The organism is Streptosporangium longisporum (assembly GCF_039534895.1).
GTDB classification, from domain to species: domain Bacteria; phylum Actinomycetota; class Actinomycetes; order Streptosporangiales; family Streptosporangiaceae; genus Streptosporangium; species Streptosporangium longisporum.
Genome location: NZ_BAAAWD010000015.1, coordinates 13,749 through 34,123 on the forward strand (window position 1 = coordinate 13,749; position 20,375 = coordinate 34,123).

The window sequence follows — 20,375 nt, forward strand, 5'->3', positions numbered from 1 at the left end:
GGTGCACGCTGGTCTGCTTCCACCGGGTTCACGTCTTACGGGGTGCCGCTGAGAGTGTGCCGCGGCCGCCATGCGGTACCCCGTCAGGAGAAATTCCCTGGGCCAGCAGCGACGTGGTGTGCGTGCCCTCGCGGAAGACGGGGTCGGCCAGCACGGCCTGCAGCAGCCCCTTGGTCGTACGGATGCCGCGGCCCTCGATGCGGAACTCCGCCAGCGCCCGTTCCATCCGGGCGATCGCCTGGTCACGGTCCGGCGCCCAGGCGACCACCTTGGCCAGCAGTGAGTCGTAGTCGGGCGGCACCAGGTAGCCCGCGTAGGCATGGGTGTCCACGCGCAGGAACGGGCCGCCCGGCGGCACGAACTCCGTCAGCTCGCCCGCGCTCGGCGCGAAGTCGCGAGCCGGGTCCTCGGCGTTGATCCGGCATTCCACGGCCACGCCGCGCGGGCGGATCTCCTCCTGGGTGAAGGACAGCGGCCAGCCGGCGGCGACGCAGAGCTGCTCGCGCACGATGTCGATGCCCGTCACCGCTTCCGTCACCGGGTGCTCCACCTGAATGCGCGAGTTCACCTCGATGAACGCGAACTCCTCGCCGACCACAAGGAACTCGAACGTCCCCGCACCGGTGAAACCCGCCGCCTTCGCCCCGGCGACCGCCGCCTCGGCCAACCGGTCGGCAAGCGCCGGCGACACACCGGGGGCGGGCGTCTCCTCGATCAGCTTCTGGTGCCGCCGCTGCACCGAGCAGTCCCGGTTGCCGAGCGCCACGACCGTGCCGTGCTCGTCGGCGAGCACTTGGACCTCGACGTGCTTGGCCCGCTCCATCAACCGTTCGAGGTACACCCGGCCGTCGCCGAAGACCGCCCGGGCGGCCGCGCTGGTGGCGCGGAACGTGGCCGCCAGGTCCTCCATCCGGCCCACCACCGCCATACCGCGCCCGCCACCGCCCGCCACCGCCTTGATGATCAGCGGGAAACCGATCCGCTGCCCGGCGTCGAGCACGTCGGCCGCGGTGCTCACCGGCTCCAGCGTGCCGGGCAGGACCGGAAGGCCGGCGTCCGCCATCATGCTCCTGGCCAGCGCCTTGTCTCCGAGCTTGGCCATGACCTCGGGCCGGGCACCGACGAAGACGAGGCCGTTGCCCGCGCAGATCTCCGCGAAGTCGGGGTCTTCGGACAGGAACCCGTACCCGGGGTGCACGGCCTGCGCGCCGGTGCGCAGCGCGGCCTCGATGATCGCCGGTGGGTAAAGGTAGCTGCGTTTCGCCGGGCCGGGGCCGATCTGCGTCGCGACGTCCGCGGCCCGCACGGCGGCCGTGTCGCGGTCCACCGACGAATGGACCACGACGGTCCGGATGCCCATCTCGCGGCAGGTCCGTACGATCCGCAGCGCGATCTCGCCGCGGTTGGCGACCAGCACGGTGTCGAACGGCCGCGACGGCCGATGCGTGTTCCCGGTCATTCGTCGACTTCCTGGTCGATCACGATCAGAGGCTGGTCGTACTCGACACCCTCGGCGTCGTCGACGAGGATCTGCGCCACCCGGCCACCGACGTCCACGACGACCGGGTTCATCAGCTTCATCGCCTCGACGATGGCCACCTGCTGGTCCGGCTCGACGATGTCGCCGACCTCCACGAACGGCTTCGTGCCCGGCTCGGGCTGCCGGTAGAAGGTGCCCACCAGCTCGGCCCGCACCACATGACCCGTCGTCTCCGGGGTCGTCTCCTCGACGGGCGGCGGCATCGTGGACGGCTCCGCGAGCGGCGGCCATTCGACCTCGATGCTCGCACCGCCCAGCCGTACGCGTACCCTGCTCGGCGGCCGCGGCGCCGCCTGGACGGCGTCGGCCAGCCCTCGGCAGAGGATCGCCACCGCATCCCGCGCGCCCAGTTCGGCCAGCGCCCCATCCCACACGCTCGACCGCTGCGCGTCCGTCATATGTCCACCCGCTTCCTGTAGGTGCCGAACCAGCGAAGCCGCCGCCGCCGGGCCTCCCGCAGCGCGGCGCCGTCCTGCTCGCGCAACTCCCTGAGCGCGCACACCACCGCGTCGTGCACCAGCTTGCTCGCCGCCGCCGGGGCCTGGTGAGCACCGCCCGCCGGCTCCGGCACCACCCCGTCCACGATGCCGTTCGAGAGCAGCGTCGACGCGTCGACGCCCAGCGCGGCGGCCGCCGCGGGAGCGGCCTCCCCGCTGCGCCAGAGGATCGCCGCGCAGCCCTCGGGGCTGATCACTGAGAAGATCGCGTTCTCGCACAGCAACAGGCGGTCGGCCACCGCAAGGGCCAGCGCCCCGCCGCTGCCTCCCTCCCCCGTGATCACGCTGACCACGGGGACGTCGAGGGAGCCCATCACCCGCAGGCAGTCGGCGATCGCGTGCGCCTGGCCGTGCCGCTCGGCCTCCAGGCCGGGATGTGCTCCAGGGGTGTCGATGAGCGTGACCACCGGCACCCGTAGCTTCCCGGCCAGCCGCATCAGCCGCACCGCCTTGCGGTAGCCCGCGGGCGACGGCATGCCGAAGTCGCGCCGTACCAGTTCCTGAGTGGTGTGGCCCTTCTGATGGCCGATCAGCATCACCGGCAGGCCGTCCAGGTCGGCCAGTCCGCCCACTATGGCGGGGCAGTCGGCGCCGGTCCGGTCGCCACGCAGCTCGACGAACTCTCCGTCCCAGGCGGCGACATGGTCGAGCGTGGTCGGCCGGCCCAGCTCGCGGGCCAGTCCGACCACCTGCGCGACCGGTCGCTCGGGCAGCAGCTCCGGATGGCGGATCACCGGATCGGTCACCGCCGGGTTCCAGCCCGGGTCGGGCGGCGCCCCCAGGACGAGCAGCGACTGCAGGACCTGCGGCAGTTCCCCGCGCGGCACGACCCTGTCGAGCAGGCCGTGCTCGAGCAGGAACTCGGCGGTCTGGAAGCCCTCCGGCAGCCGTTGCCGGATGGTCTGCTCGATCACCCGTGGCCCCGCGAACCCCATCCTGGCGCCGGGTTCGGCGAGGATCACGTCCGAGAGCGTCGCGTAGGACGCGGCCACCCCGCCGTAGGTGGGGTCGGTCACCAGGGTGATCGTCAGCAGGCCCGCCTCGTCGAGGGCCGTCATCGCGTTGCTCGTCCTGGCCATCTGCAGGAGGGCGAAGACACCCTCCTGCATGCGCGCGCCGCCCGACGCCGTGACGATCAGCAGCGGCAGCCGGTGCTTCAGTGCCTCCTCGGCCGCGGTCACGATCGCCTCGCCCTCGGCGACGCCCATGCTCCCGCCGAGGAAGCGGAAGTCCATGACGGCCGCCACCACGCCGCGGCCACGCACGGTGCCGCGCACCACCCGGACCGCGCAGTCCATCTCGGTACGTGAGCGGGCCGTGTCCAGCCGGTCGGTGTAGGGAAGGAGATCCTCGAAGCCGAGCGGGTCGCGCACCGACGGAGCGGGCTCGACCGGCGTACCGGTGCCCGCGTCGAGCAGCCGCCCCAGCCGCTGCTCCGCAGTCAGTTGCGCGTGGCGGCCGCAGTCGGGGCACACCATGGACAGGCGATCGAACCGCTTGCGGTAGACGAGCATCCCGCAGCCTGCGCAGGACAGCCAGTCCGACAGATCCATCGTGGTCTTCATGATCCCAATCGGAACGGGTTTCACGAGTCGGTCTCCCGGCTAGTACGACGCTGTTACCTGATAGACGGCGAACGGCCGGCGCATCGTGCCGTCCCGGAAGGGACGCAGCGGCGCCGTCTGCCGCTTGTGGTCCGGCCCCTGTTCCCATTGCTCGAAGTCCGCCAGGCTGCGCCAGGTGCTCACCACCACGAAGTCGCCGTGATCGGTGACCGACTGCAGCAACTCGTTGGACAGCAGGCCGGGCACCCCGGCCAGCCGGGTGCTCGCCTCGTGATAGGCCGTCTCGATGCCGGCGATGTCGGTCGTGGCGTGATAGAGAAGCACCCGCACGCCGTGGTCCGTCATCGCGCCGCCTCCCACGCCTCGTGCGTGGCCGCTTCCACGGGCGCGGAACCGATCGCCCCTCGCAGGTGCGCGACGAGGTGCATCGTGCTCATGGACCCGCCCGAGCGGTAGGGGTGGAGCTTCTCGCGGTGCTCCAGGTGCCGTTCGCTGGTCTCGAACTCGCGGAAGCGCGGCTCGTCCACCCAGTCGCTCATGATGTGGTAGACCCCTTTCTCCTCGCCGTCGCGGGCAAGCCACTGGCCGAGGTTGGCCGGATGGGTGGTGACGGAGTCACCGACCTCCAGCCATACCCGCTCGAACTCGCGCTCCATACCCGGTTTGATCTGCAGGCGGAGCATGACGCGGAACGAGGCCTCGCTCATGAGATCCCCCCGTCCACCGACACGACGGAGCCGGTGACGTACCGCGACAGGTCGCCGGCCAGCCACAACACGGCACCCGCGACCTCTGCCGGAGTGCCCAGGCGGCCCAGGCAGGTCTTGCCGGAGTACCGCTCGATCATCTGCGTGCGCTGCTCCTCCGGCATCTTGTCGAACGCCTCAGTGTGGATCATGCCGAGGGCCAGCACGTTGAACCGGATGCCCTGCGGGCCCAGTTCCCTCGCCAGGCTCCGGAACAGGCCGTGCAGCGCGGCCTTGGTGGCGGTGTAGTGCGCCCGCAGCGGAATGCCGACCTCGATCGACTTCGAGCTGATGCCGATGACCGAGGAGCCCTCCGCCAGCAGGGGAAGCGCGTGCTGGATCGTCAGGTGCACGGCGGTGAGGTTGGTGTCGATGATGCGCTGCCACTCGGCGAGGTCAAGCTTCGCGTAGGGGACGTGGGTGATCGCAGCCGCGTTGTTCACCACCAGGTCCAGCCGGCCGTCGAACCGCTCGCCGCACTGCTCGATCAGAACGGCGATCTGCGTGGGATCGGTGAGGTCGGCGCGCAGGACCCCGTGTCGGCCACCGATCCGCTTCAGTTCGTGCTCGAGCGAGACGGCGTTCTCGCCCTCCTGCCTGTAGCAGGTGATCACATCCACGCCCGCCTCCGCGAGCGCGAGTACGATGCCGCGGCCTACTCCGCGGGTGCCTCCGGTGACGAGAGCCCGCTTACCGCTCAAGCCGAAATCCATGATGTTCCTTTCCTTCACTTTTTGAGCACGAGCGCGGCGGTGAACCCACCATGCCCATGGGCCAGTACGAGCGCGGTCCGCAGCACGCCGTCGCGGGGCTGGCCGAGGACGAGGTCGATGTCGCATCCCGGCGCGAGCCGGGAGGAGCCGACGGTGGCCGGGATGATGCCGTCGCGCAGCGCCAGTAGCGACGTCGCCACGTCGAGGGCGGCGCCGCCGCCGTAAAGCCGGCCGGTCAGCGTCTTGGGCGCGGTGACCGGGACGCCCCGCGGGCCGAACACCGCGGTGATGGCCCGCGCCTCGGCGAGGTCGCCGCCCGGCGTGCCGCAGGCGTCCGCGAACACGACGTCCACCTCGGACGGCGCCGTTCCCGCGTCCGCCAGCGCGCGCTCGATCGTGCGGCGCAGGGCCGGCGGCCGGTCGGAGCCCGGTGGCGGGTCGAAGCCCGCCGCGTAGCCGGCGATCGCGCCGTAGACGGTGTCGGCGCCGCGTTGCCTGGCGCTCTCGGCGTTCTCCACGATCAGCATGGCGCCGCCCTCGCCAGGCAGGTAGCCGGAGGCCGCCTCGTCGAACGGCAGGTATGCGCGCTCCGGGTCGTCAACGGTGGACAGGCCGCCGCTGGAAAGCTGCGCGACCAGGCCGTAGGGGCACAACGAGGCGTCGGTGCCGCCGGTCACCACGATGCGGGCCCCCCGCCGGATCAGCCTGCGTGCCTGCCCGAGCGCGTCCAGGCCGCCGGCCTGTTCGCAGCACAGCACCCCACAGGGGCCGCGCATGCCGTGCCGGATCGCCACCTGACCGGTGGTGGCGGCGTAGAACCAGGCGATCGACTGGTAGGCGCCCACCCAGGAGGGGCCCTTGCGGTAAAGCCGCTCCATCTCGCGCTGGCCGAACTCGGTGCCGCCCGACGAACTGGCGGTCACCACCGCCATCTCGTACTCGGGCAACTCGGAGGGGACCACGTCGGCGTCGGCCAGCGCCGCCTCGGTCGCCACCAGGCCCATGTGCGTCCAGTGGTCGGTCTGCGGGATCAGCCGGCTGGGGAGTCGCTCCCCCGCGACGAAGCCGGGCACCTGCCCTGCCAGCCGCACCGGGTAGCCGGTCGCATCGAACCGCGTGATCCTGCCGATCCCCGACTTGCCGGCCAGCGTGGCCTGCCAGTGCGTCTCGGTCCCGATCCCGGTCGGCGCGACGACCCCGATACCGGTCACCACCGGACTGTCGGCCATGTCGGCCATGTCGGCTGTGTTCATCGGCTGCCCTCCGTGACGGCGTCGCCCGCGGCCTGCGGGGCGGGAGTGTGAAGACCGGCCGTCAGCCCGTTGGCGAGAGGACGGCGGCCGAGCGCGAAGGCGAGCCCGCAGACCATCGCCACGCCGCCGAGGCCGAGGTAGTACAGCGGCTCGGGGATCACTTCGGCGAGCCGGACCACGCCGCTGCCCAGCCCGCCACCGAGCCCGGCGAACAGCCACATCAGGCCGAGCGTGCGTCCCATGAAGCCCGACGGGAGTATCTCGGCGACCGCCGAGATGATCACCGCGGCGACGATGACCTCGCCGCAGGCGTGGGTGAGGTAGACGGCGGCCAGCCAGAGCGGCGACACCTTCTCGCCCGACGAGGCGAGCACCGTCGTCAGCGACATGATCAGGAAGCCCGTGCCGACGAGGACGAGTCCGATGGCGAACTTCACCGGGACGTGGTTCCGGCCGCCGAGCGCCGGCAACGCGACGGCGATCAGCGGCGCGAGCATCAGGATGAACAGTGGCGTCGCCGCCTGAAACCAGCTCGCCGGGATCTCCATGCCGAGCACCTGGCGATCCACATGGTCCCGGGCGAAGAGGTTCAGCAGCGACGCGGCGTGCGCGACGATCATCCAGAAGAGCGTGGAACCCAGGAAGACGACGAGGAAGGCGCGCAGCCGACGCCGGTCCTGCGCGCCGAGGGCCGGGTTGCGGTAGATCGCGATGTAGCACACGATCGGCGCGATCACGCTGAACACGCCCACCAGCATGATCGCCAGGGACACGCTGAGCAGGCCGGTCAGCCCGAGCGCGAGCAGCGCCGCCACGACCACGGCACCCGCCAGCCCGATCCGCCGCGCGACGGTGACGCGCTCGTCGGCCGTCAGCGACCGCACCGGCCGGTGCCCCACGTCGCCGAACTGCCCGGCGCTCAGCCGGAGCTGGATCGCGGTGGCCAGCATGACCAGCGCGGCCACCAGGAACGCGGCACTCCAGCTGACGCGCTCTCCCAGGTAGCCGACCAGCAGCGGAGCCGCCAGCGCGGAGACCTGCGTCGCGACGTACATGAGCGAGATTCCCGCCTCTCGGCCGCGGCTCCCGTCGAACATCAGGTTGATCATGGCCTGGTGGTTCGGCTTGTAGATGGCGCCGCCGACGGCCACGAGCGGCAGGCCGACCGCGGCGCCCCAGCCTGCGGGCACGGCCAGGCACAGGTAGCCGGTCATGCCGACCACGGAGCCGACGAGCAGTGCCCGCCGGTTGCCCAGCAACCGGTCGCCGATCCAGCCACCGGCGATCGACAGCATGAACATGAAGCCGATCCAGACGCCGAACAGCGTCGCGGCGTCGGTGGGCGGCAGGCCCAGGCCGCCGTGCGAGGCAGGGGCGGACGCGTACAGCACCAGGATCGCCTGCAGGCCGTAGAAACCGAAACGCTCAAGTGCGTCGCTGGTGAACAAGGTCAGGTACCACCGAGGCATCGCGCGCAGCGTGATGGTCGTGTCGGCGCTCCTCATCGTGCCCCGCCGCCCGCGGGAATGCCGCCCGCCTGCGCGCCGGCAGGCGCCGATACTCTCAGCTCGTACATGCAGGCCCTTCCTTCAGCTTGACCCGGGCAACACCCTCTTGCCTACGGCAGAGGACTCGAATCTGCCTTGCGTTGCGGGCAGCAAGCCGTTCAGCGGCTGGTACGGAGGCATGCGGCGGGTGAGGCGGGCCCGGCGTACGGCCGGGTGCACGACGGTCAGGACCGTCCTGTGCGGGTGACTCCCACGTCGCCCTCGGCGGCGGGCGGGCGCCGGGAAAGGCCCGTGCGCCGGTGGCGTGGCACGCACTGAGACGGGTGTTCCGTTGACCGGGCTGCCGGGCAGGTTCGGTGCCGGGTGCGTACGACCGGGCCATCGCCGTGCCCTCGGGTACCGCCGGAGAGGCGCCGGCCGTCGGTCAGGATGTTCTCGAAGTGGGCCTGCCCCCGAATCGGTGAGGGCACCCGCTTCACGAAGACCGAGGTCCCGGCGGTCTCCAGCAGGACCGGCTTCCCACCGATGCCGGAACCCAGGGGCATAAAATCAGTTGATCCATGCTTGTCGCCACTCGGTACCCTGGAAACACACACCCCCGTGAGAAGGAAGTCACCGCCATGCCCGGTCCGCTCCAGATCAGCGGTTCGGTCTCCATCCCCGAGGCCGAGCTCGGCTGGCGGTTCTCCCGCTCCTCCGGGCCCGGCGGGCAGGGGGTCAACACCACCGACAGCCGGGTCGAGCTCAGCTTCGACCTGGCCGCCACCGAGGCGCTCGGCCCCGTCTTCAAGGCCCGCGCCCTCGAACGTCTCGGCCCCCGCCTGGTGAACGGTGTGATCACCATCGCGGCCTCGGAGTTCCGCTCCCAGCTGCGCAACCGCGAGGCCGCCGAGATGCGGCTGGCCCAGATGTTGCGCGAGGCGATCGCCCCGCCGCCCAAGAAGCGCCGCCCGACCAAGCCGAGCCGGGGCGCGGTCGAACGGCGGATCGCCGCCAAGAAGCGGCGCTCCGACCTCAAGCGCCTGCGCGGGGACCAGAGCTGACCGTCCCGCCCCCGCGCACGACCACGCCCCCGCGCACGTCCACGGGCCGTCCGCGGGCACCCGGGAAGGGGTCCCGCGGGTCTCGCGGGCGGGGCACGCCGCCGGGGACGGCGTGGCACAATGGCCGCATGCCCGTCGTGCTGAGCGTCCGTGCCGTTCTCCTCGATGACGACGACCGGCTGGTGCTGTTCCGGCGCACGGTCCCGGGCAAGGAGCTCTACTGGTCGATCCCGGGCGGTCACGTCGAGCCCGAGGACGCCTCACTGGAGCACACCCTGCACCGCGAGGTCATGGAGGAGCTCGGCGCCGTGGTCTCCGCGGTCACCCCGCTGACCACCCTGGAGTGCGTCCGCGACGAGGGCGTCAAGACCCAGCACGTGTACGGCTGCCGGCTGGTCTCCATGGACCCGGCGCTGCGCTGCGGCCCGGAGTTCGACGACCCCGCGCGCGGCCACTACGAGGTGATGCGCCTCCCCCTCGACCCCGCCGCGCTCTCCGCCCTCAACCTCGTCCCCCCGGAGCTCGGCGCCTATCTCGCCGACACCGTCACGCGCCTGCCCGCCCTGATCGGCTGACCCCGCCCGGACGGCCCCGCCCCGCCTCGCTCCCGTACCGCCTCTTTCCCCGCAGCGTCCCGCGAAGGAGCGGGACGGAGTGGGAAGGGCCCGGCGCGGGGACCGGACGGCGCCTAGTCGATCAGTTCGATCAGGTCGGCGACCGAGTCGACCACCCGGGACGGGCGGAACGGGTAGCGGTCGACCTGGTCCTTGCTGACGACCCCGCTGAGCACCAGGATGGTGTGCAGCCCCGCCTCCATGCCGGAGACGATGTCGGTGTCCATCCGGTCACCGATCATCGCGGTGGTCTCGCTGTGGCCGTCGATGGCCCGCAACGCGCTGCGCATCATCATCGGGTTGGGCTTGCCCACGAAGTACGGCTCCACCCCGGTCGCCTTGGTGATCATCGCGGCGACGGCGCCGCACGCGGGCAGCGACCCCTCGTTGGACGGCCCGACCGGGTCGGGGTTGGTCGCGATGAACCGGGCACCGCCCTCGATCAGCCGGATCGCCCGGGTGATCTGGGTGAAGCTGTAGGTGCGGGTCTCGCCGAGGACCACGTAGTCGGGGGCGAGGTCGGTCAGCACGTAGCCGATCTCGTGCAGGGCCGTGGTCAGCCCCGCCTCCCCCACCACGTACGCCGAGCCGCCGGGCCGCTGGCCGTCCAGGAACCTGGCCGTGGCCAGCGCGGAGGTCCAGATCGCCTCCGGCGGGACGTCCAGACCGGCCGCGCGCAGCCGGACGGCCAGGTCGCGCGGGGTGTAGATCGAGTTGTTGGTCAGGACCAGGAACCGCTTGCCGGACTCGCGCAGGCGGCGGATGAACTCGTCGGCACCGGGCACCGGGTGTCCTTCGTGGACGAGGACACCGTCCATGTCCGACAACCAGCACTCGATCGGCTTGCGCTCGTCCACCGTTCTCCCCTGCTCCCTGTCGATGGGTACAGGACCAAGGATGACAGGTGGCGGGGCGGCCCTTCGTCGGCAGGCCCGTCCCGCACCCCCGCTCCGCCGGCCGTACATCGTGCGGGCCGGCCTGTGGTGACACCCGGACGCCCGCTCAGGGCGCGAGCGCCTCCAGGGCCTCCTCGGCCCGGCGCATCGACCCCGCGGGGTCGGCGTCCGGCGACCCGATCTCCGGGTCGAAGTTGAGATCGTGGAAGACCTCGGTGACGCCCCTGGCCTCCAGCGCGGCGACGTCGCCCCGGATCTCCTCGAACGAGCCGGTCAGCGCCTCGCGGCCGGCCGCACCCGCCGGGCGGACGCGGGTGACGCCCCGGGTGACGAACCGCAGTGCCCCGGGGTCGCGTCCGGCTTCACGAGCCGCTTCCTTTACAATATAGATTTTTTCGTTGATGCCGTCGAGGTCCTCGCGGCTCGAACTGATCCAGCCGTCCGCCAGCCGGCCCGCGCGCCGCAGCGCCACGTCCGCCGACCCGCCCAGCAGGATCGGCGGCACCGGTGACGGCCTGGGATCCTGGTGCACCGGCGGCAGCTCGTAGAACTCGCCGCGGTGCTCCACGGTCTCCTCGGTCCACAAACGGCGCAGCAGCGGGACGAACTCCTCCGCGCGACGCCCGCGCCGCTCGAACGACGCCCCCGAGGCCGCGAACTCCTCGGGCAGCCAGCCCAGCCCGAGACCGGCGTCCAGCCGTCCGCCCGAGACCGCCTGCAGGCTCGCCAACTGCTTGGCCAGCAGCGCGGGCGAGGCGAACGGGATGTTCAGCACCGCCACCCCCAGCCGGACCCGTTCGGTCAGACCGGCCAGGTAGGCCAGCGTGACCACCGGGTCGTGCACGCTGCGGTAGACCGGGCCCATCCCGTGACCCCGCGGGTAGAGCAGGCGCTGGAAGGTCCACAGCTCGTGGTAGCCGAGCTCCTCGGCCCTGCGGGCGACCCGCGCCATGTTGGCCGGTGTCGCCCAGGACCCCGACACCGGCACCGCGAAACCGATCCTCATGCCCGCACCCTATTCGCCCGGATGCGCGGGCGCCGATCGGTGGTTCACTTGCCGGATGGAGAGCGAGGACCTGATCGACCGGCTGCGCCGGATCGGCCTCCGGTACGGCGGCGTGCCCGGCACGGTGATGCCGACCAGACCGGACGTGATCATCGTGCGGGCCGGTCCCGTCGTGGTCAAGGCGCACGCGCCCGGCGCGGAGCGGGAACCGCTGGTGGAGCGGATGCGGGCCGTCGCCCACCCGGCGCTGCGCGGGATCGTGCTGCGTCCGGTGACCGAGGAGGTCATGACCGCCGGGGACCGGCTGGTCACCGTCTGGCCGGCCGGGACGCCGGTGGACCACGACGACCCGGACGCGGCGCCCTGGGAGGCGGCCGCCCGGCTGCTGGCACGGCTGCACGCCGTACCGGCGGGGACGCTCCCCCCGCTGCGGGCCGCGGGCGGTCCCGCGCGGGTGGGCACGACCGTCGCCCGGCTCGGGGAGGGCTCCGCCGCGGAGCTGGTCGTGCGCCGGGCCTTCACCTGCCTGCCCCTCGGCGCCGATCCGGGTCCGGGTGCCGGCGCTCCGGGTGCCGGGCTGACCCACGGCGACTGGCACATGGGCCAGCTGGTCCGCGCCCCGGACGAGTGGATCCTCATCGACGTCGACGACCTGGGCGTCGGCGACCAGGCCTGGGACCTGTCCCGGCCGGCCGCCTGGTTCGCGGCCGGGCTGCTGGACCCCGAGGTGTGGCACCGCTTCCTGGCGGCCTACCGCGCCGCGGGCGGGGTCGCCGTACCCGCGGACGGCGACCCGTGGGAGCGGCTGGAGGTCCCGGCGCAGGCGATGACCGTGCAGCTCGCGGCGGCCGCGGTGGCCACGGCGGAGCGGCAGGCGCGACCGCTGGACGAGGTGGAGGAGGTGCTGGTCGAGTCCTGCCTCAGGATTGTCCGGCATCGAAGCGCCTGCCATAGTGTGCCCACGCAGTAGGTTGTGGTTACGTCGGCAACCACGTCCGAGCAAGGAGAACAACCAGATGCAGTGCCCCAAGTGTCGGGGTGCCATGCGCACCTACGAGCGCAACGGCGTTCACATCGACCAGTGTGAGAGCTGTCGCGGAATCTTCCTGGACTACGGCGAGCTCGAGACACTGACCCGCATGGAGAGCCAGTGGGCTCAGCAGTCCCACGCCGCTCCGCCGCCCCCGCCCCCGCCGCCCGCGCACGGAGCCCCCGCCTACGGCGCCCCCGCCTATGGCGCTCCCGCGTGGGGCGCCCCGCACCACGGCGGCCACTACGGCCACCACCGCCAGCGCAGCTGGGTGGGAATGCTCTTCTCCACCTGACCCCCGCGGCCTCACAGCAGAACGCGAAGACCGCGCTCCCGTGGACGGGGGCGCGGTCTTCGCGTTCGCGGGGGCGAGGGGGCCGCGGAGACGCGGGACCGAGGGGGCCGCGGGGACGCGGTCCTCGCGGGCGGGCGCGGCTCAGCCGGGGAAGTCGCCCGGGTTGACCTTCTTGGGCTTCACGTTCCCGCCGACGACGCTGTGCAGCGTGATCCTCCACGTGGACCAGCGGATCTGGGTGGCGGTGGTGACGGTGGTGAACCGCACGCTCTTGCCGAACTGCTGGAAGTCGCACGACCGGGTGAAGGTGCGGGCCTTGGCGTCCCAGTCCTCGCCGAAGGTGTAGAAGATCTTGTAGTTGCCGTCCCGCACGCCCTGGATCTTGAAGTTCGACTTCTTGCGGACGTACACGCCGACGGCCTTCCTGCCGCCGCGCGTCATGATGACGACGGCGTCCTGCGGGTTGCCGTTGCGCACCTCGAGGGAGCCACGGCCCGTCCGGCTCTCCGAGACGATGAAGCTGCCGTTGGACAGCCGCCGGTCGCGTTCCTTGGCCGCCTTGACCGAGACGACGCTCGCCGGGTACCCGTTCAGCGCCTTGGCGGCCTGCTCCACCGTGTCCAGGGCGCCCTCCCGGTCCATGTTGGTCAGCACGGCCGGGCCGGTGCACAGCTGCTGGGACGCGGCGTCCTGACGGGCGCTGCCGAGGGCGGCCGACAGCTCGCGCAGGGCCTCGACGTACCCGTCGTGCTGGGTCCTCACCTCGGCGGGCGGGGCCAGCGCGGCCAGCCGGGTCACCGCGCCGTCCACCGCGGTCGTGGTCCGCTCCAGCTGCTTGCCGAGCGTCTTCAGCCCGCCGGTCCCGGCGAGCTTCTTCACCGCGTCGCGGACCGGGTCGCGCGCCTCCTTCAGCTCCGCGCGGTACTCGTCGGGCGTCAGCGCCACGGCGCCGGGCGGGGCACTGGGCGCCCCGGAGGAGGTACGGCCACCGGCTCCCCGGTCCGTTCCCACGACTCCGCCCGCGGTCGCCGGGCCGACCACGGGGTCGCCGGCGGAGCTGCAGGCGGACAGGGCCACCAGGGTGACCAGGGCACACGAGAGAATACGGGGGGCAGTCACCGCACAACTATTGCCGTATCCGTCACGGTGCGTCAAACAGCACCGGATCGCCGGGCCGCTCCCGGCCTCCGGGCGCCGCGGGCCCGCCACCGCCGTCCCGTCCCCCTCCGGGAAGCCGCCGCGTCCCCCTCCGGGAAGCCGGCGTGGACGGTGCTCAGCCCCCCGGGCGGATCACCAGCAGCGACCGCGGGCGCTTGGTGAACTCCACCTCCCCGGTGACGGTGAACGTCTCGCCGTCACGGGCCAGCAGCAGCCGTCCCGAGGGCGCCGACAGGCGCAACGTGTCGGCCTGCCACTGCTGGTAGTGCTGCGACAGCTTCACCCTCCCGGCCAGGAGACTGAGGAAGACCCGTACCCGGGGCAGCCGGTCGGCGGCGGCGAGCACCCGGATGTCCAGCAGCCCGTCCTCCAGGCGGTGCCTGCGGGAGGGGGCGCCGCCGCGCGGTTCGTGCAGGCAGTTGCCCACGAACACCGTCCAGACGCGACGGGGCACGCCGTCCACGACCAGCTCGACGGGGCGCGCGCCTTCCGGGCCGAGCAGCTCGGCCATGGCCCAGAGCAGGGCGGGCCACTTGCCGATCCGGTGCTTCCTGCGTTCCCTGCGTTCCATCAGGGCCGGGTGGACGCCCACGGTGGCGCTGTTGACGAACGTCCGGCCCGCCACCTCGCCGACGTCGACGGCGACGAGGTCACCGTTGTGGTACGCGTCCACGGCCTCCTGGACGCTCTCCACCCCGAGCGCGCGGGCGAAACGTCCGTGGCCCCCGGTGGGCACGACCAGCAGCGGGGTGGCCCCGCCCGCCGTCTCCTGGGCGGCGAGGTCGACCGCGGGGTCGCCCCCGGCCACGGCGAGCACCTTGGCCCGGGCGGCCGCGTCCCGCAGGGCGGCCCCGAGGTCGGCGCCCCGCGTCACCTCGACGACCTCGGCCCGGGGCAGGGCCGCGCGCAACTCCTGGGCGACGCCCGCCTCGGCGATGCCGTCGACCACGGCGATCGCCCCCTCGCCGTCGGGATCCAGCCGCGCCGAGGGCGCGGTGAGCGCGGCACGGGCCTGCCCGGCCTCACCGGCCTCGGGCCAGATGCGACGGGTGATCAGCCCCGCCGCCACCCCGATCGCGGCTCCCGCGAGCACGTCGCCGGGGTAGTGCACGCCGGTGTAGACGCGGGAGAAGCAGACCCCGGCCGCCAGCAGCGCGACCGGGACGGCGACCGCCCGGGGCGCCTCCATCGCCACGGCGGCGGCGAAGGCGGCGGCCGAGGCCGAATGGCCCGAGGGGAACGACGCCGAGACCGGCATCTTGATCAGGCTGGCCGGGAGCCCCTCGGCCGACGGCCGGTTGCGGCCGAAGGCCTGCTTGCCGACCAGGTTGACCAGCGGGCTGGCCAGGCTGACCGCGAGCAGCCCCCTGGTCGCGGCGCGGCGCAACGGCCGGCGCCCGCTGATCGCCAGCGCACCGGCCAGCCCGGCCCACAGCAGCGAGTTGTCGGCCGCGCGGGACAGCGCGGGCACGATCCGGTCGAGGCCGGCCCCCCTGGTGCCCGCCACCATGGCGAACACCCGCCGGTCCAGCCTGCCCAGACGCGAGCTCAACCGCATGCGCCGCACCCCCTGCGATGACGAAAAGCGTGACGGACCGGCAGCCGTTCGGTTCTGCCGGATATCCCGATACCCGGTGCCTACCACGAAGGACCGTGGTCAGTCGTCCGCCGCGGCGTCCGCGCGCGCCGAGTCCGGGGCCGGCTCGTGGCCCCGGGCGGCGAGTTCCGCCTCGACGGCGGCGCAGACGGTCTCCACCACGGTGACGCGGGCCAGGCGCTTGTCGTCGCCCGGGACCACGTGCCACGGCGCCCCCGGGTGGTCGGTGCGGGCGAGCATCTCCTCCACGGCGGCCTCGTACTGCGAGCGCTTCTCGCGGTTGCGCCAGTCCTCGTCGGTGAGCTTCCAGGCCCGCAGCGGATCGTCGGCCCGGTCCTGGAAGCGGCTCAGCTGCTCCTCCTCGGAGACGTGCATCCAGAACTTGACCATGATCATGCCCTCGGCGACCAGGGTCCGCTCGAACTCCACGATCTCCTCGTACGCGCGCGACCACTGCCGCTCGGTGGCGAAGCCCTCGACCCGTTCCACCAGCACCCGCCCGTACCAGGAGCGGTCGAACACCGCCATCCCGCCCCAGCCGGGCAGGACCGGCCAGAACCGCCACAGGAAGTGGTGGCGCTTCTCGTCGTAGGTCGGCGCGGCGAACTGCGCGACGCGGACGTGGCGCGGGTCCAGCGGGCGCACCAGGCGCTTGATGGCGCCTCCCTTGCCGGAGGCGTCCCAGCCCTCGAAGACCACGCACAGCGGCGGGCCGATGCGTTTCTCGCCGACCTGGCCGCCGAGCGTGAGCCGCAGGCGGAGCAGGCGTTCGAGGGCCTCGTCGAGGCGCGCGGACGCCTCCTTCTTGGGGAGCTTCTGCGATAGGTCGATCTTGGACAGGCGGTTCATACCGACAAGCCTCGCATGTCCCCCGGAGCGGGCGGCGCCGGAAACGGCGCGCGTCACGCTTTCCCGGCCCGCACCCGGCCGTAACGGGCCGGACAGGCCGGACAGGCCGGACGGGCCGGACAGGCCGGACGGGCCCGCGACGGCGCAGGGCCGGTGCGGGGCCCCGTTGCAGGGCCGGTGCGGGACCGGTGCGGGGCCGGTGCGGGACCGGTGCGGGACCGGTGCGGGACCGGTGCGAGGCCGGTGCGGGACCGGTGCGAGGCCGGTGCGGGGCCGGAGCTCGCGGCTGCGCGAGGACGGGGTCGGTGGCCGATCAGGTCAGACGGTCCCGGTAGACCCTTCTGGCCCGGTCGATCACGTCCAGGTGGTCGTCGAGCTGTCCGGGCGCCTCGAACGTGCCCTCCTCGCGCAGCAGCCTCTCCAGGGTGTCCAGCCATTCCAGGCACCAGGCGACGTCCTCGGCCCTGGCCACGTGGCGGCCGTCCACGTCGAGGTAGACCGGGCTGGTGTGGGCGTACACCTCGCGGGTGAAGGAGCGCTCGTGCGGCCCGCCCGTGGCGACGGCGACGACGTAGGTGGGCTCGCCGGCGACCAGTTCGGCGGTGAGCTCGTCCGGTGGCCCCTCGGCCAGGACGCCGTCGGCGGTACGGATCTGCAGCCGTTCCACCTCCGGGCCGATCGAGCGGGCGGTGACCGTGATCCGCTCGCCGGGCGACAGGTCCAGGGTCGCGCCGGGGCCGTGCCCGGCGGCCGACAGCTCCAGCCAGGGCCCGGTGGTGCCGAAGGTACGCCCCCGCCTGACCGCCTCGGCGAACGACGCCGCGCTCAGCGGCCCGTCCACCCGGGCGTAGACGCGGGCCCATCCGGGCGGGTTGGACTGGTTGCCGCGCCGGGTGAAGGAGACCATCGCGTCGGTCCCGGCGGTGACCGCGATGCGGTTGCCCGCCCCGATCAGGCGCCGGTAGACGGCTGCGGTGGCGGTGATGGAGGTCTGGCTGAGCACGTCGAGCGTGTCGACGAGGCCGAGCGCGGCGTCGGCGACGATCTCCCTGGAGGAGCAGTCGCGTCCCTGCCGCAGCGCCTTGTCGGGCGCGTCGGTCTCGGCGAACGGCGCGTGGAAGGGGTGGCTGTAGCCGGTGACGGCGCCCAGCGCGCGGAGCTCCTCGCAGGCGACGCTGTTGGGCGGCCAGTCGGCGGTGCCGAGGAACCCCGTGTGGAAGCGCGACGGCGGGGCCGACACGCCGAACGCGTACAGGTGGCCGAGCAGGTCGTTGCGGTACTCGACGCCGATCCTGGCCACGTGGGAGGCGTCCGACCAGGGCAGGTCGCGTCCGGCCCAGTGCTCCAGCGCCTCGGAGTCGTAGACCCGCTCGGAGGAGACGTTGCCGGCGACCAGGTTGAGCACGTGCAGGTCCTCGCCGTGCTGCATGACCCCGGCCAGGCCCGGCGTGCCCACCATGTCACCGGCCCAGTTGAGGTGGACGTGCATGTCGCCGCCGTACCAGCCGCGGGCCGCGGCGTCGTAGAGCCGCTCGGGGGCCAGCTCGACCAGCGTCTCCTCACCGGGCGCCGGGGTGACCACGGCCTCGGCGGAGGCGTACTCCATCCCCCGGGAGACCCGTACGGTCAGCGGCTCGGCCGGGACGTCCAGGACCAGGTCGTCCCCGTGGAAGTAGGGCATCACGTGGTAGTCGTGCCGGTCGGGAGCGCCCTCGGGGTACCAGCCCTGACCGTGCTCGCCGTACACGGTCCACTTGCACGGGAAGCCCGCGCGGACCCGCAGGCGGGCGGCCGGGGCGGCGCGGGTCAGCGGTGACAGGTCCACGGGCGCGCCGTCGGCGACCACCTCGCTGCGGCTCGTGATCGTGATGAGCCGGGCGCCGCCCGAGGCGATCACGTGGGCCCGCCCGTCCACCAGCACGGTGGCCGGTTCCGGCCGCGCGGAGTCGACCAGCAGCGTGGTGCGCAGCGGCCGGCCGTCCAGTACGGCCTGGGCCCGTGCCTCCAGCGTGACGCCCCCGGCGGCCAGGCGGAGCGCGGCGAGGTTGCCGAGCACCCTGCCCGCCAGGACCGCGCGGACGACCTCGTCCATGTCCAGCTCGTCGAGCCGGGTGCCGAGCTCCTGGGCCGTCGCCCCGGGGTAGCGGGCCCCGAGCATGCCGTAGCAGACCTCCCAGAAGGTCGTCGTCCCCATCAGGTAGGCGTCGGTGACCATCGACCGGACGTAGAAGACGGGATCCTCTCCCCAGGTGACCCCGTGCTCGGCCAGCAACGTCCGGTACTCGCCGAGCGCCCGCGTCACGCTCAGCGGCATGTCCGCATCGTCACACATAGAGGTCTCTCCGCACGGTAGGGCTCCCGATGTGGCCGCCATCGTGGCACGGCCCGTCCGGGGCACCGGCGGGCCGCGTCCCAGGGTGAGGGATTCGTCCCTAGCGGAGGGGCAAAAGCCCCTCCGGGGTGGTGGTCCTCCTTCCGGAACGGGCGGGCGGCGGCTCCACGCTCACGGCCGATGGATCGCGGCCGGCTGCGCCGGGGACGCCGCCCCCGGCCGGGGCGGGGGCGACGTGCCCAGCCGCCTGTGCATCGCGTGCTCCACCAGGGCGATGAGCACCTCCTTGCCGCACTCGCGCTTCCTGGCGTCGCACAGCACGATCGGTACGTCCTCGTGCAGCGTCAGACCGTTCCTGATCTCGTCCAGCTCGTAGCGCCGGGCCCCGTCGAAGCAGTTGACCGCGACGACGAAGGGGGTGCCGCACCGCTCGAAGTAGTCGAGCGAGGGAAAGCAGTCGGCCAGCCTGCGGGTGTCGGCGAGGACCACCGCGCCCAGGGCGCCCAGGGTCAGCTCGTCCCAGAGGAACCAGAAGCGCTCCTGCCCGGGGGTGCCGAACAGGTAGAGACGGTAGTCGTCACCGATGGTGATGCGGCCGAAGTCCATCGCGACCGTGGTGGTCCGCTTGGCCTCCACCCCGGACAGGTCGTCGATGTCGAGGCTGCGGTTGCTCAGGGTCTCCTCGGTGCGCAGCGGCTCGATCTCGGAGATCGCGCCGACCAGCGTGGTCTTGCCCACGCCGAACCCTCCCGCGACCAGGATCTTGATCGCCCTGGGCAGCTTCGTCTGCCCGGTGCCGCGGCTAGAGCGCCCGGAGTTCATCCGAGATCACCCCGTACGGCCTCTCGTCGTGCATGTCGGTCTCCGGATGCGGTTCGCGCAGGACGGCGAACTCCTGGTCGGGCGGGACGCCGGGAGGGACGGGGTCGTGCCCGCCGCGGGGCCGACGCGGGCGGTGATCTTCTCGATCGACCGCGGTCCCGGTCTTCGGCACGTCCGAATCGTCACACAGCGTGATGCGCGCCGTGAACGTCCGGAGAGCGGTGAGCGACACCGGACGCGAGGTGATCCCGGTCCGCGGGCTCGCGTCCCGCAAGTGCATGACATCCATCCCGGAAGGAGAAAGAAAGCGAACGGTACTTTCGAACGGTCGACACGCAGGGTTCGGACGGTCGCCATATCGCACGGGATCAGACGTGCATCCCCACCGCTCCTGCCGAACCTTAGCAATGCCACTAAAAACCCTCAAGAGCGAACAGAATAGATCCTGTTCGCCGCTCCTTGTTAATTCAGGATGGTTTTCTCGGTACGGACCCCTTCGGAAGGGGGGCGGTCCGCCGGGCCGGACGAGGCCCGCTCGCCCCGTCCGCGCGGCCGTCATCGGCGGGCACGGCCCTCCGGACACGGGAACGGCGTCCCGTCCGGGAACGCCGGGGCCCGTCCAAGGGCTGGTCGAGGTCGGGATCGGGACCGGGATCGCGACGGCCGCGACCGCCGTTCCGGCCGCCGGCGGAACACCGGGGAACGCCGGAGAACGCCGGGAACACCGGCGAACATCGCGTCACCGGATCGTAACCGTCGCTTCGGGGAAGGTCTTCTTACCGCCTCATTCCCGCTTTAAACATTGGAACGTGTCGTATCACGAGTTCGATAAATCAGCGCGTGCGGTATCTACGGCTTCGCCGGGAGTGAGCAAGCTCATATACGCCACCGCCTCCGGCAGGCGCGGCCTC

General features: G+C 72.5%; 20 protein-coding genes. 4 read left to right on the forward strand and 16 right to left on the reverse strand.

All coding sequences use genetic code 11. From position 1 onward, the window contains the following. Positions 1–28: 28 nt before the first annotated feature. Genes ABD832_RS26505 through ABD832_RS26540 form a run of 8 tightly spaced genes read right to left on the reverse strand, consistent with a single transcriptional unit; the run spans position 29 to position 7,783 of the window. Positions 29–1,459 carry an acetyl-CoA carboxylase biotin carboxylase subunit gene (locus ABD832_RS26505; protein ID WP_344900117.1) on the reverse strand — a complete coding sequence of 477 codons (1,431 nt, stop codon included), beginning with the start codon at positions 1,457–1,459 and terminating at the stop codon, positions 29–31. After that, on the reverse strand, positions 1,456–1,938 hold the full coding sequence (locus tag ABD832_RS26510) for an acetyl-CoA carboxylase biotin carboxyl carrier protein (RefSeq protein ID WP_344900119.1): 483 nt from the start codon (positions 1,936–1,938) through the stop codon (positions 1,456–1,458). Before ABD832_RS26510 ends, ABD832_RS26505 begins: the two co-directional genes overlap by 4 nt. Continuing rightward, positions 1,935–3,602 carry a carboxyltransferase subunit alpha gene (accA, locus tag ABD832_RS26515; RefSeq protein ID WP_344900121.1) on the reverse strand — a complete coding sequence of 556 codons (1,668 nt, stop codon included), beginning with the start codon at positions 3,600–3,602 and terminating at the stop codon, positions 1,935–1,937. The genes ABD832_RS26510 and accA overlap by 4 nt, the downstream gene beginning before the upstream one ends. Positions 3,603–3,641: 39 nt before the next feature. Further along, the gene (locus ABD832_RS26520; protein ID WP_344900123.1) at positions 3,642–3,932 is read right to left on the reverse strand and encodes an antibiotic biosynthesis monooxygenase family protein; all 291 of its coding nucleotides are present in this window, start codon (positions 3,930–3,932) and stop codon (positions 3,642–3,644) included. Between the two features lie 11 nt (positions 3,933–3,943). Then, complete coding sequence (locus ABD832_RS26525) at positions 3,944–4,309, reverse strand: antibiotic biosynthesis monooxygenase family protein (protein WP_344900125.1); 366 nt, start codon at positions 4,307–4,309, stop codon at positions 3,944–3,946. Continuing rightward, a complete protein-coding gene (locus ABD832_RS26530) occupies positions 4,306–5,061 on the reverse strand; it encodes an SDR family NAD(P)-dependent oxidoreductase (protein WP_344900127.1) in 756 nt (251 codons plus the stop codon). Before ABD832_RS26530 ends, ABD832_RS26525 begins: the two co-directional genes overlap by 4 nt. Before the next feature lie 14 nt (positions 5,062–5,075). Further along, entirely contained in the window at positions 5,076–6,314 is a 1,239-nt protein-coding gene (locus ABD832_RS26535; RefSeq protein WP_344900129.1) for a ketosynthase chain-length factor, read from the reverse strand. Then, entirely contained in the window at positions 6,311–7,783 is a 1,473-nt protein-coding gene (locus ABD832_RS26540; RefSeq protein WP_344900131.1) for a peptide MFS transporter, read from the reverse strand. Before ABD832_RS26540 ends, ABD832_RS26535 begins: the two co-directional genes overlap by 4 nt. 659 nt (positions 7,784–8,442) lie before the next feature. Between ABD832_RS26540 and arfB the strand changes: the two genes are divergently transcribed. Both arfB and ABD832_RS26550 read left to right on the forward strand, forming a co-directional pair. Continuing rightward, complete coding sequence (gene arfB / locus ABD832_RS26545; RefSeq protein ID WP_344900133.1) at positions 8,443–8,865, forward strand: alternative ribosome rescue aminoacyl-tRNA hydrolase ArfB; 423 nt, start codon at positions 8,443–8,445, stop codon at positions 8,863–8,865. 128 nt (positions 8,866–8,993) lie between these two features. Next, positions 8,994–9,440, forward strand: coding sequence for an NUDIX hydrolase (locus ABD832_RS26550; protein ID WP_344900135.1), 447 nt, complete (start codon positions 8,994–8,996; stop codon positions 9,438–9,440). A gap of 113 nt (positions 9,441–9,553) precedes the next feature. Here ABD832_RS26550 and ABD832_RS26555 read toward each other — a convergent pair whose 3' ends face one another. Both ABD832_RS26555 and ABD832_RS26560 read right to left on the reverse strand, forming a co-directional pair. After that, complete coding sequence (locus ABD832_RS26555; RefSeq protein WP_344900137.1) at positions 9,554–10,336, reverse strand: HAD-IIA family hydrolase; 783 nt, start codon at positions 10,334–10,336, stop codon at positions 9,554–9,556. Positions 10,337–10,481: 145 nt separating this feature from the next. Then, the gene (locus ABD832_RS26560; protein WP_344900139.1) at positions 10,482–11,381 is read right to left on the reverse strand and encodes a TIGR03619 family F420-dependent LLM class oxidoreductase; all 900 of its coding nucleotides are present in this window, start codon (positions 11,379–11,381) and stop codon (positions 10,482–10,484) included. Positions 11,382–11,436: 55 nt separating this feature from the next. Here ABD832_RS26560 and ABD832_RS26565 point away from each other — a divergent pair, with 55 nt between their 5' ends. Further along, the gene (locus ABD832_RS26565; protein WP_344900141.1) at positions 11,437–12,351 is read left to right on the forward strand and encodes a phosphotransferase family protein; all 915 of its coding nucleotides are present in this window, start codon (positions 11,437–11,439) and stop codon (positions 12,349–12,351) included. Positions 12,352–12,397: 46 nt separating this feature from the next. After that, positions 12,398–12,706 (forward strand): TFIIB-type zinc ribbon-containing protein, encoded by a 309-nt coding sequence (locus ABD832_RS26570; RefSeq protein WP_344900143.1) that lies wholly within the window; start codon positions 12,398–12,400, stop codon positions 12,704–12,706. Positions 12,707–12,847: 141 nt separating this feature from the next. On the opposite strand, the gene ABD832_RS26575 is transcribed toward ABD832_RS26570, so the two are convergent. From ABD832_RS26575 to ABD832_RS26600, 6 genes are all read right to left on the reverse strand, one after another. Further along, on the reverse strand, positions 12,848–13,825 hold the full coding sequence (locus ABD832_RS26575; protein WP_344900145.1) for a hypothetical protein: 978 nt from the start codon (positions 13,823–13,825) through the stop codon (positions 12,848–12,850). A gap of 154 nt (positions 13,826–13,979) precedes the next feature. Beyond that, positions 13,980–15,422 (reverse strand): bifunctional phosphatase PAP2/diacylglycerol kinase family protein, encoded by a 1,443-nt coding sequence (locus tag ABD832_RS26580; RefSeq protein WP_344900147.1) that lies wholly within the window; start codon positions 15,420–15,422, stop codon positions 13,980–13,982. A gap of 99 nt (positions 15,423–15,521) precedes the next feature. Continuing rightward, entirely contained in the window at positions 15,522–16,310 is a 789-nt protein-coding gene (locus ABD832_RS26585) for a polyphosphate kinase 2 family protein (RefSeq protein WP_344900149.1), read from the reverse strand. Positions 16,311–16,623: 313 nt separating this feature from the next. Then, positions 16,624–18,624 (reverse strand): CehA/McbA family metallohydrolase, encoded by a 2,001-nt coding sequence (locus ABD832_RS26590; protein ID WP_344900151.1) that lies wholly within the window; start codon positions 18,622–18,624, stop codon positions 16,624–16,626. 189 nt (positions 18,625–18,813) lie between these two features. Continuing rightward, a complete protein-coding gene (locus ABD832_RS26595; RefSeq protein ID WP_344900153.1) occupies positions 18,814–19,464 on the reverse strand; it encodes a GTP-binding protein in 651 nt (216 codons plus the stop codon). Then, positions 19,445–19,636: a hypothetical protein gene (locus ABD832_RS26600; protein WP_344900155.1), complete on the reverse strand. Its 192-nt coding sequence runs from the start codon at positions 19,634–19,636 to the stop codon at positions 19,445–19,447. The genes ABD832_RS26595 and ABD832_RS26600 overlap by 20 nt, the downstream gene beginning before the upstream one ends. Between the last annotated feature and the right edge of the window lie 739 nt (positions 19,637–20,375).

Coding starts and splice junctions, on each gene's coding strand:
- ABD832_RS26505 (WP_344900117.1), bottom strand. CDS start 1,459: ATGACCGGGAACACGCATCGGCCGTCGCGGCCGTTCGACACCGTGCTG.
- ABD832_RS26510 (WP_344900119.1), bottom strand. CDS start 1,938: ATGACGGACGCGCAGCGGTCGAGCGTGTGGGATGGGGCGCTGGCCGAA.
- accA (WP_344900121.1), bottom strand. CDS start 3,602: ATGAAGACCACGATGGATCTGTCGGACTGGCTGTCCTGCGCAGGCTGC.
- ABD832_RS26525 (WP_344900125.1), bottom strand. CDS start 4,309: ATGAGCGAGGCCTCGTTCCGCGTCATGCTCCGCCTGCAGATCAAACCG.
- ABD832_RS26530 (WP_344900127.1), bottom strand. CDS start 5,061: ATGGATTTCGGCTTGAGCGGTAAGCGGGCTCTCGTCACCGGAGGCACC.
- ABD832_RS26535 (WP_344900129.1), bottom strand. CDS start 6,314: ATGAACACAGCCGACATGGCCGACATGGCCGACAGTCCGGTGGTGACC.
- ABD832_RS26540 (WP_344900131.1), bottom strand. CDS start 7,783: ATGCCTCGGTGGTACCTGACCTTGTTCACCAGCGACGCACTTGAGCGT.
- arfB (WP_344900133.1), top strand. CDS start 8,443: ATGCCCGGTCCGCTCCAGATCAGCGGTTCGGTCTCCATCCCCGAGGCC.
- ABD832_RS26550 (WP_344900135.1), top strand. CDS start 8,994: ATGCCCGTCGTGCTGAGCGTCCGTGCCGTTCTCCTCGATGACGACGAC.
- ABD832_RS26560 (WP_344900139.1), bottom strand. CDS start 11,381: ATGAGGATCGGTTTCGCGGTGCCGGTGTCGGGGTCCTGGGCGACACCG.
- ABD832_RS26565 (WP_344900141.1), top strand. CDS start 11,437: ATGGAGAGCGAGGACCTGATCGACCGGCTGCGCCGGATCGGCCTCCGG.
- ABD832_RS26570 (WP_344900143.1), top strand. CDS start 12,398: ATGCAGTGCCCCAAGTGTCGGGGTGCCATGCGCACCTACGAGCGCAAC.
- ABD832_RS26580 (WP_344900147.1), bottom strand. CDS start 15,422: ATGCGGTTGAGCTCGCGTCTGGGCAGGCTGGACCGGCGGGTGTTCGCC.
- ABD832_RS26585 (WP_344900149.1), bottom strand. CDS start 16,310: ATGAACCGCCTGTCCAAGATCGACCTATCGCAGAAGCTCCCCAAGAAG.
- ABD832_RS26590 (WP_344900151.1), bottom strand. CDS start 18,624: ATGCCGCTGAGCGTGACGCGGGCGCTCGGCGAGTACCGGACGTTGCTG.
- ABD832_RS26595 (WP_344900153.1), bottom strand. CDS start 19,464: ATGAACTCCGGGCGCTCTAGCCGCGGCACCGGGCAGACGAAGCTGCCC.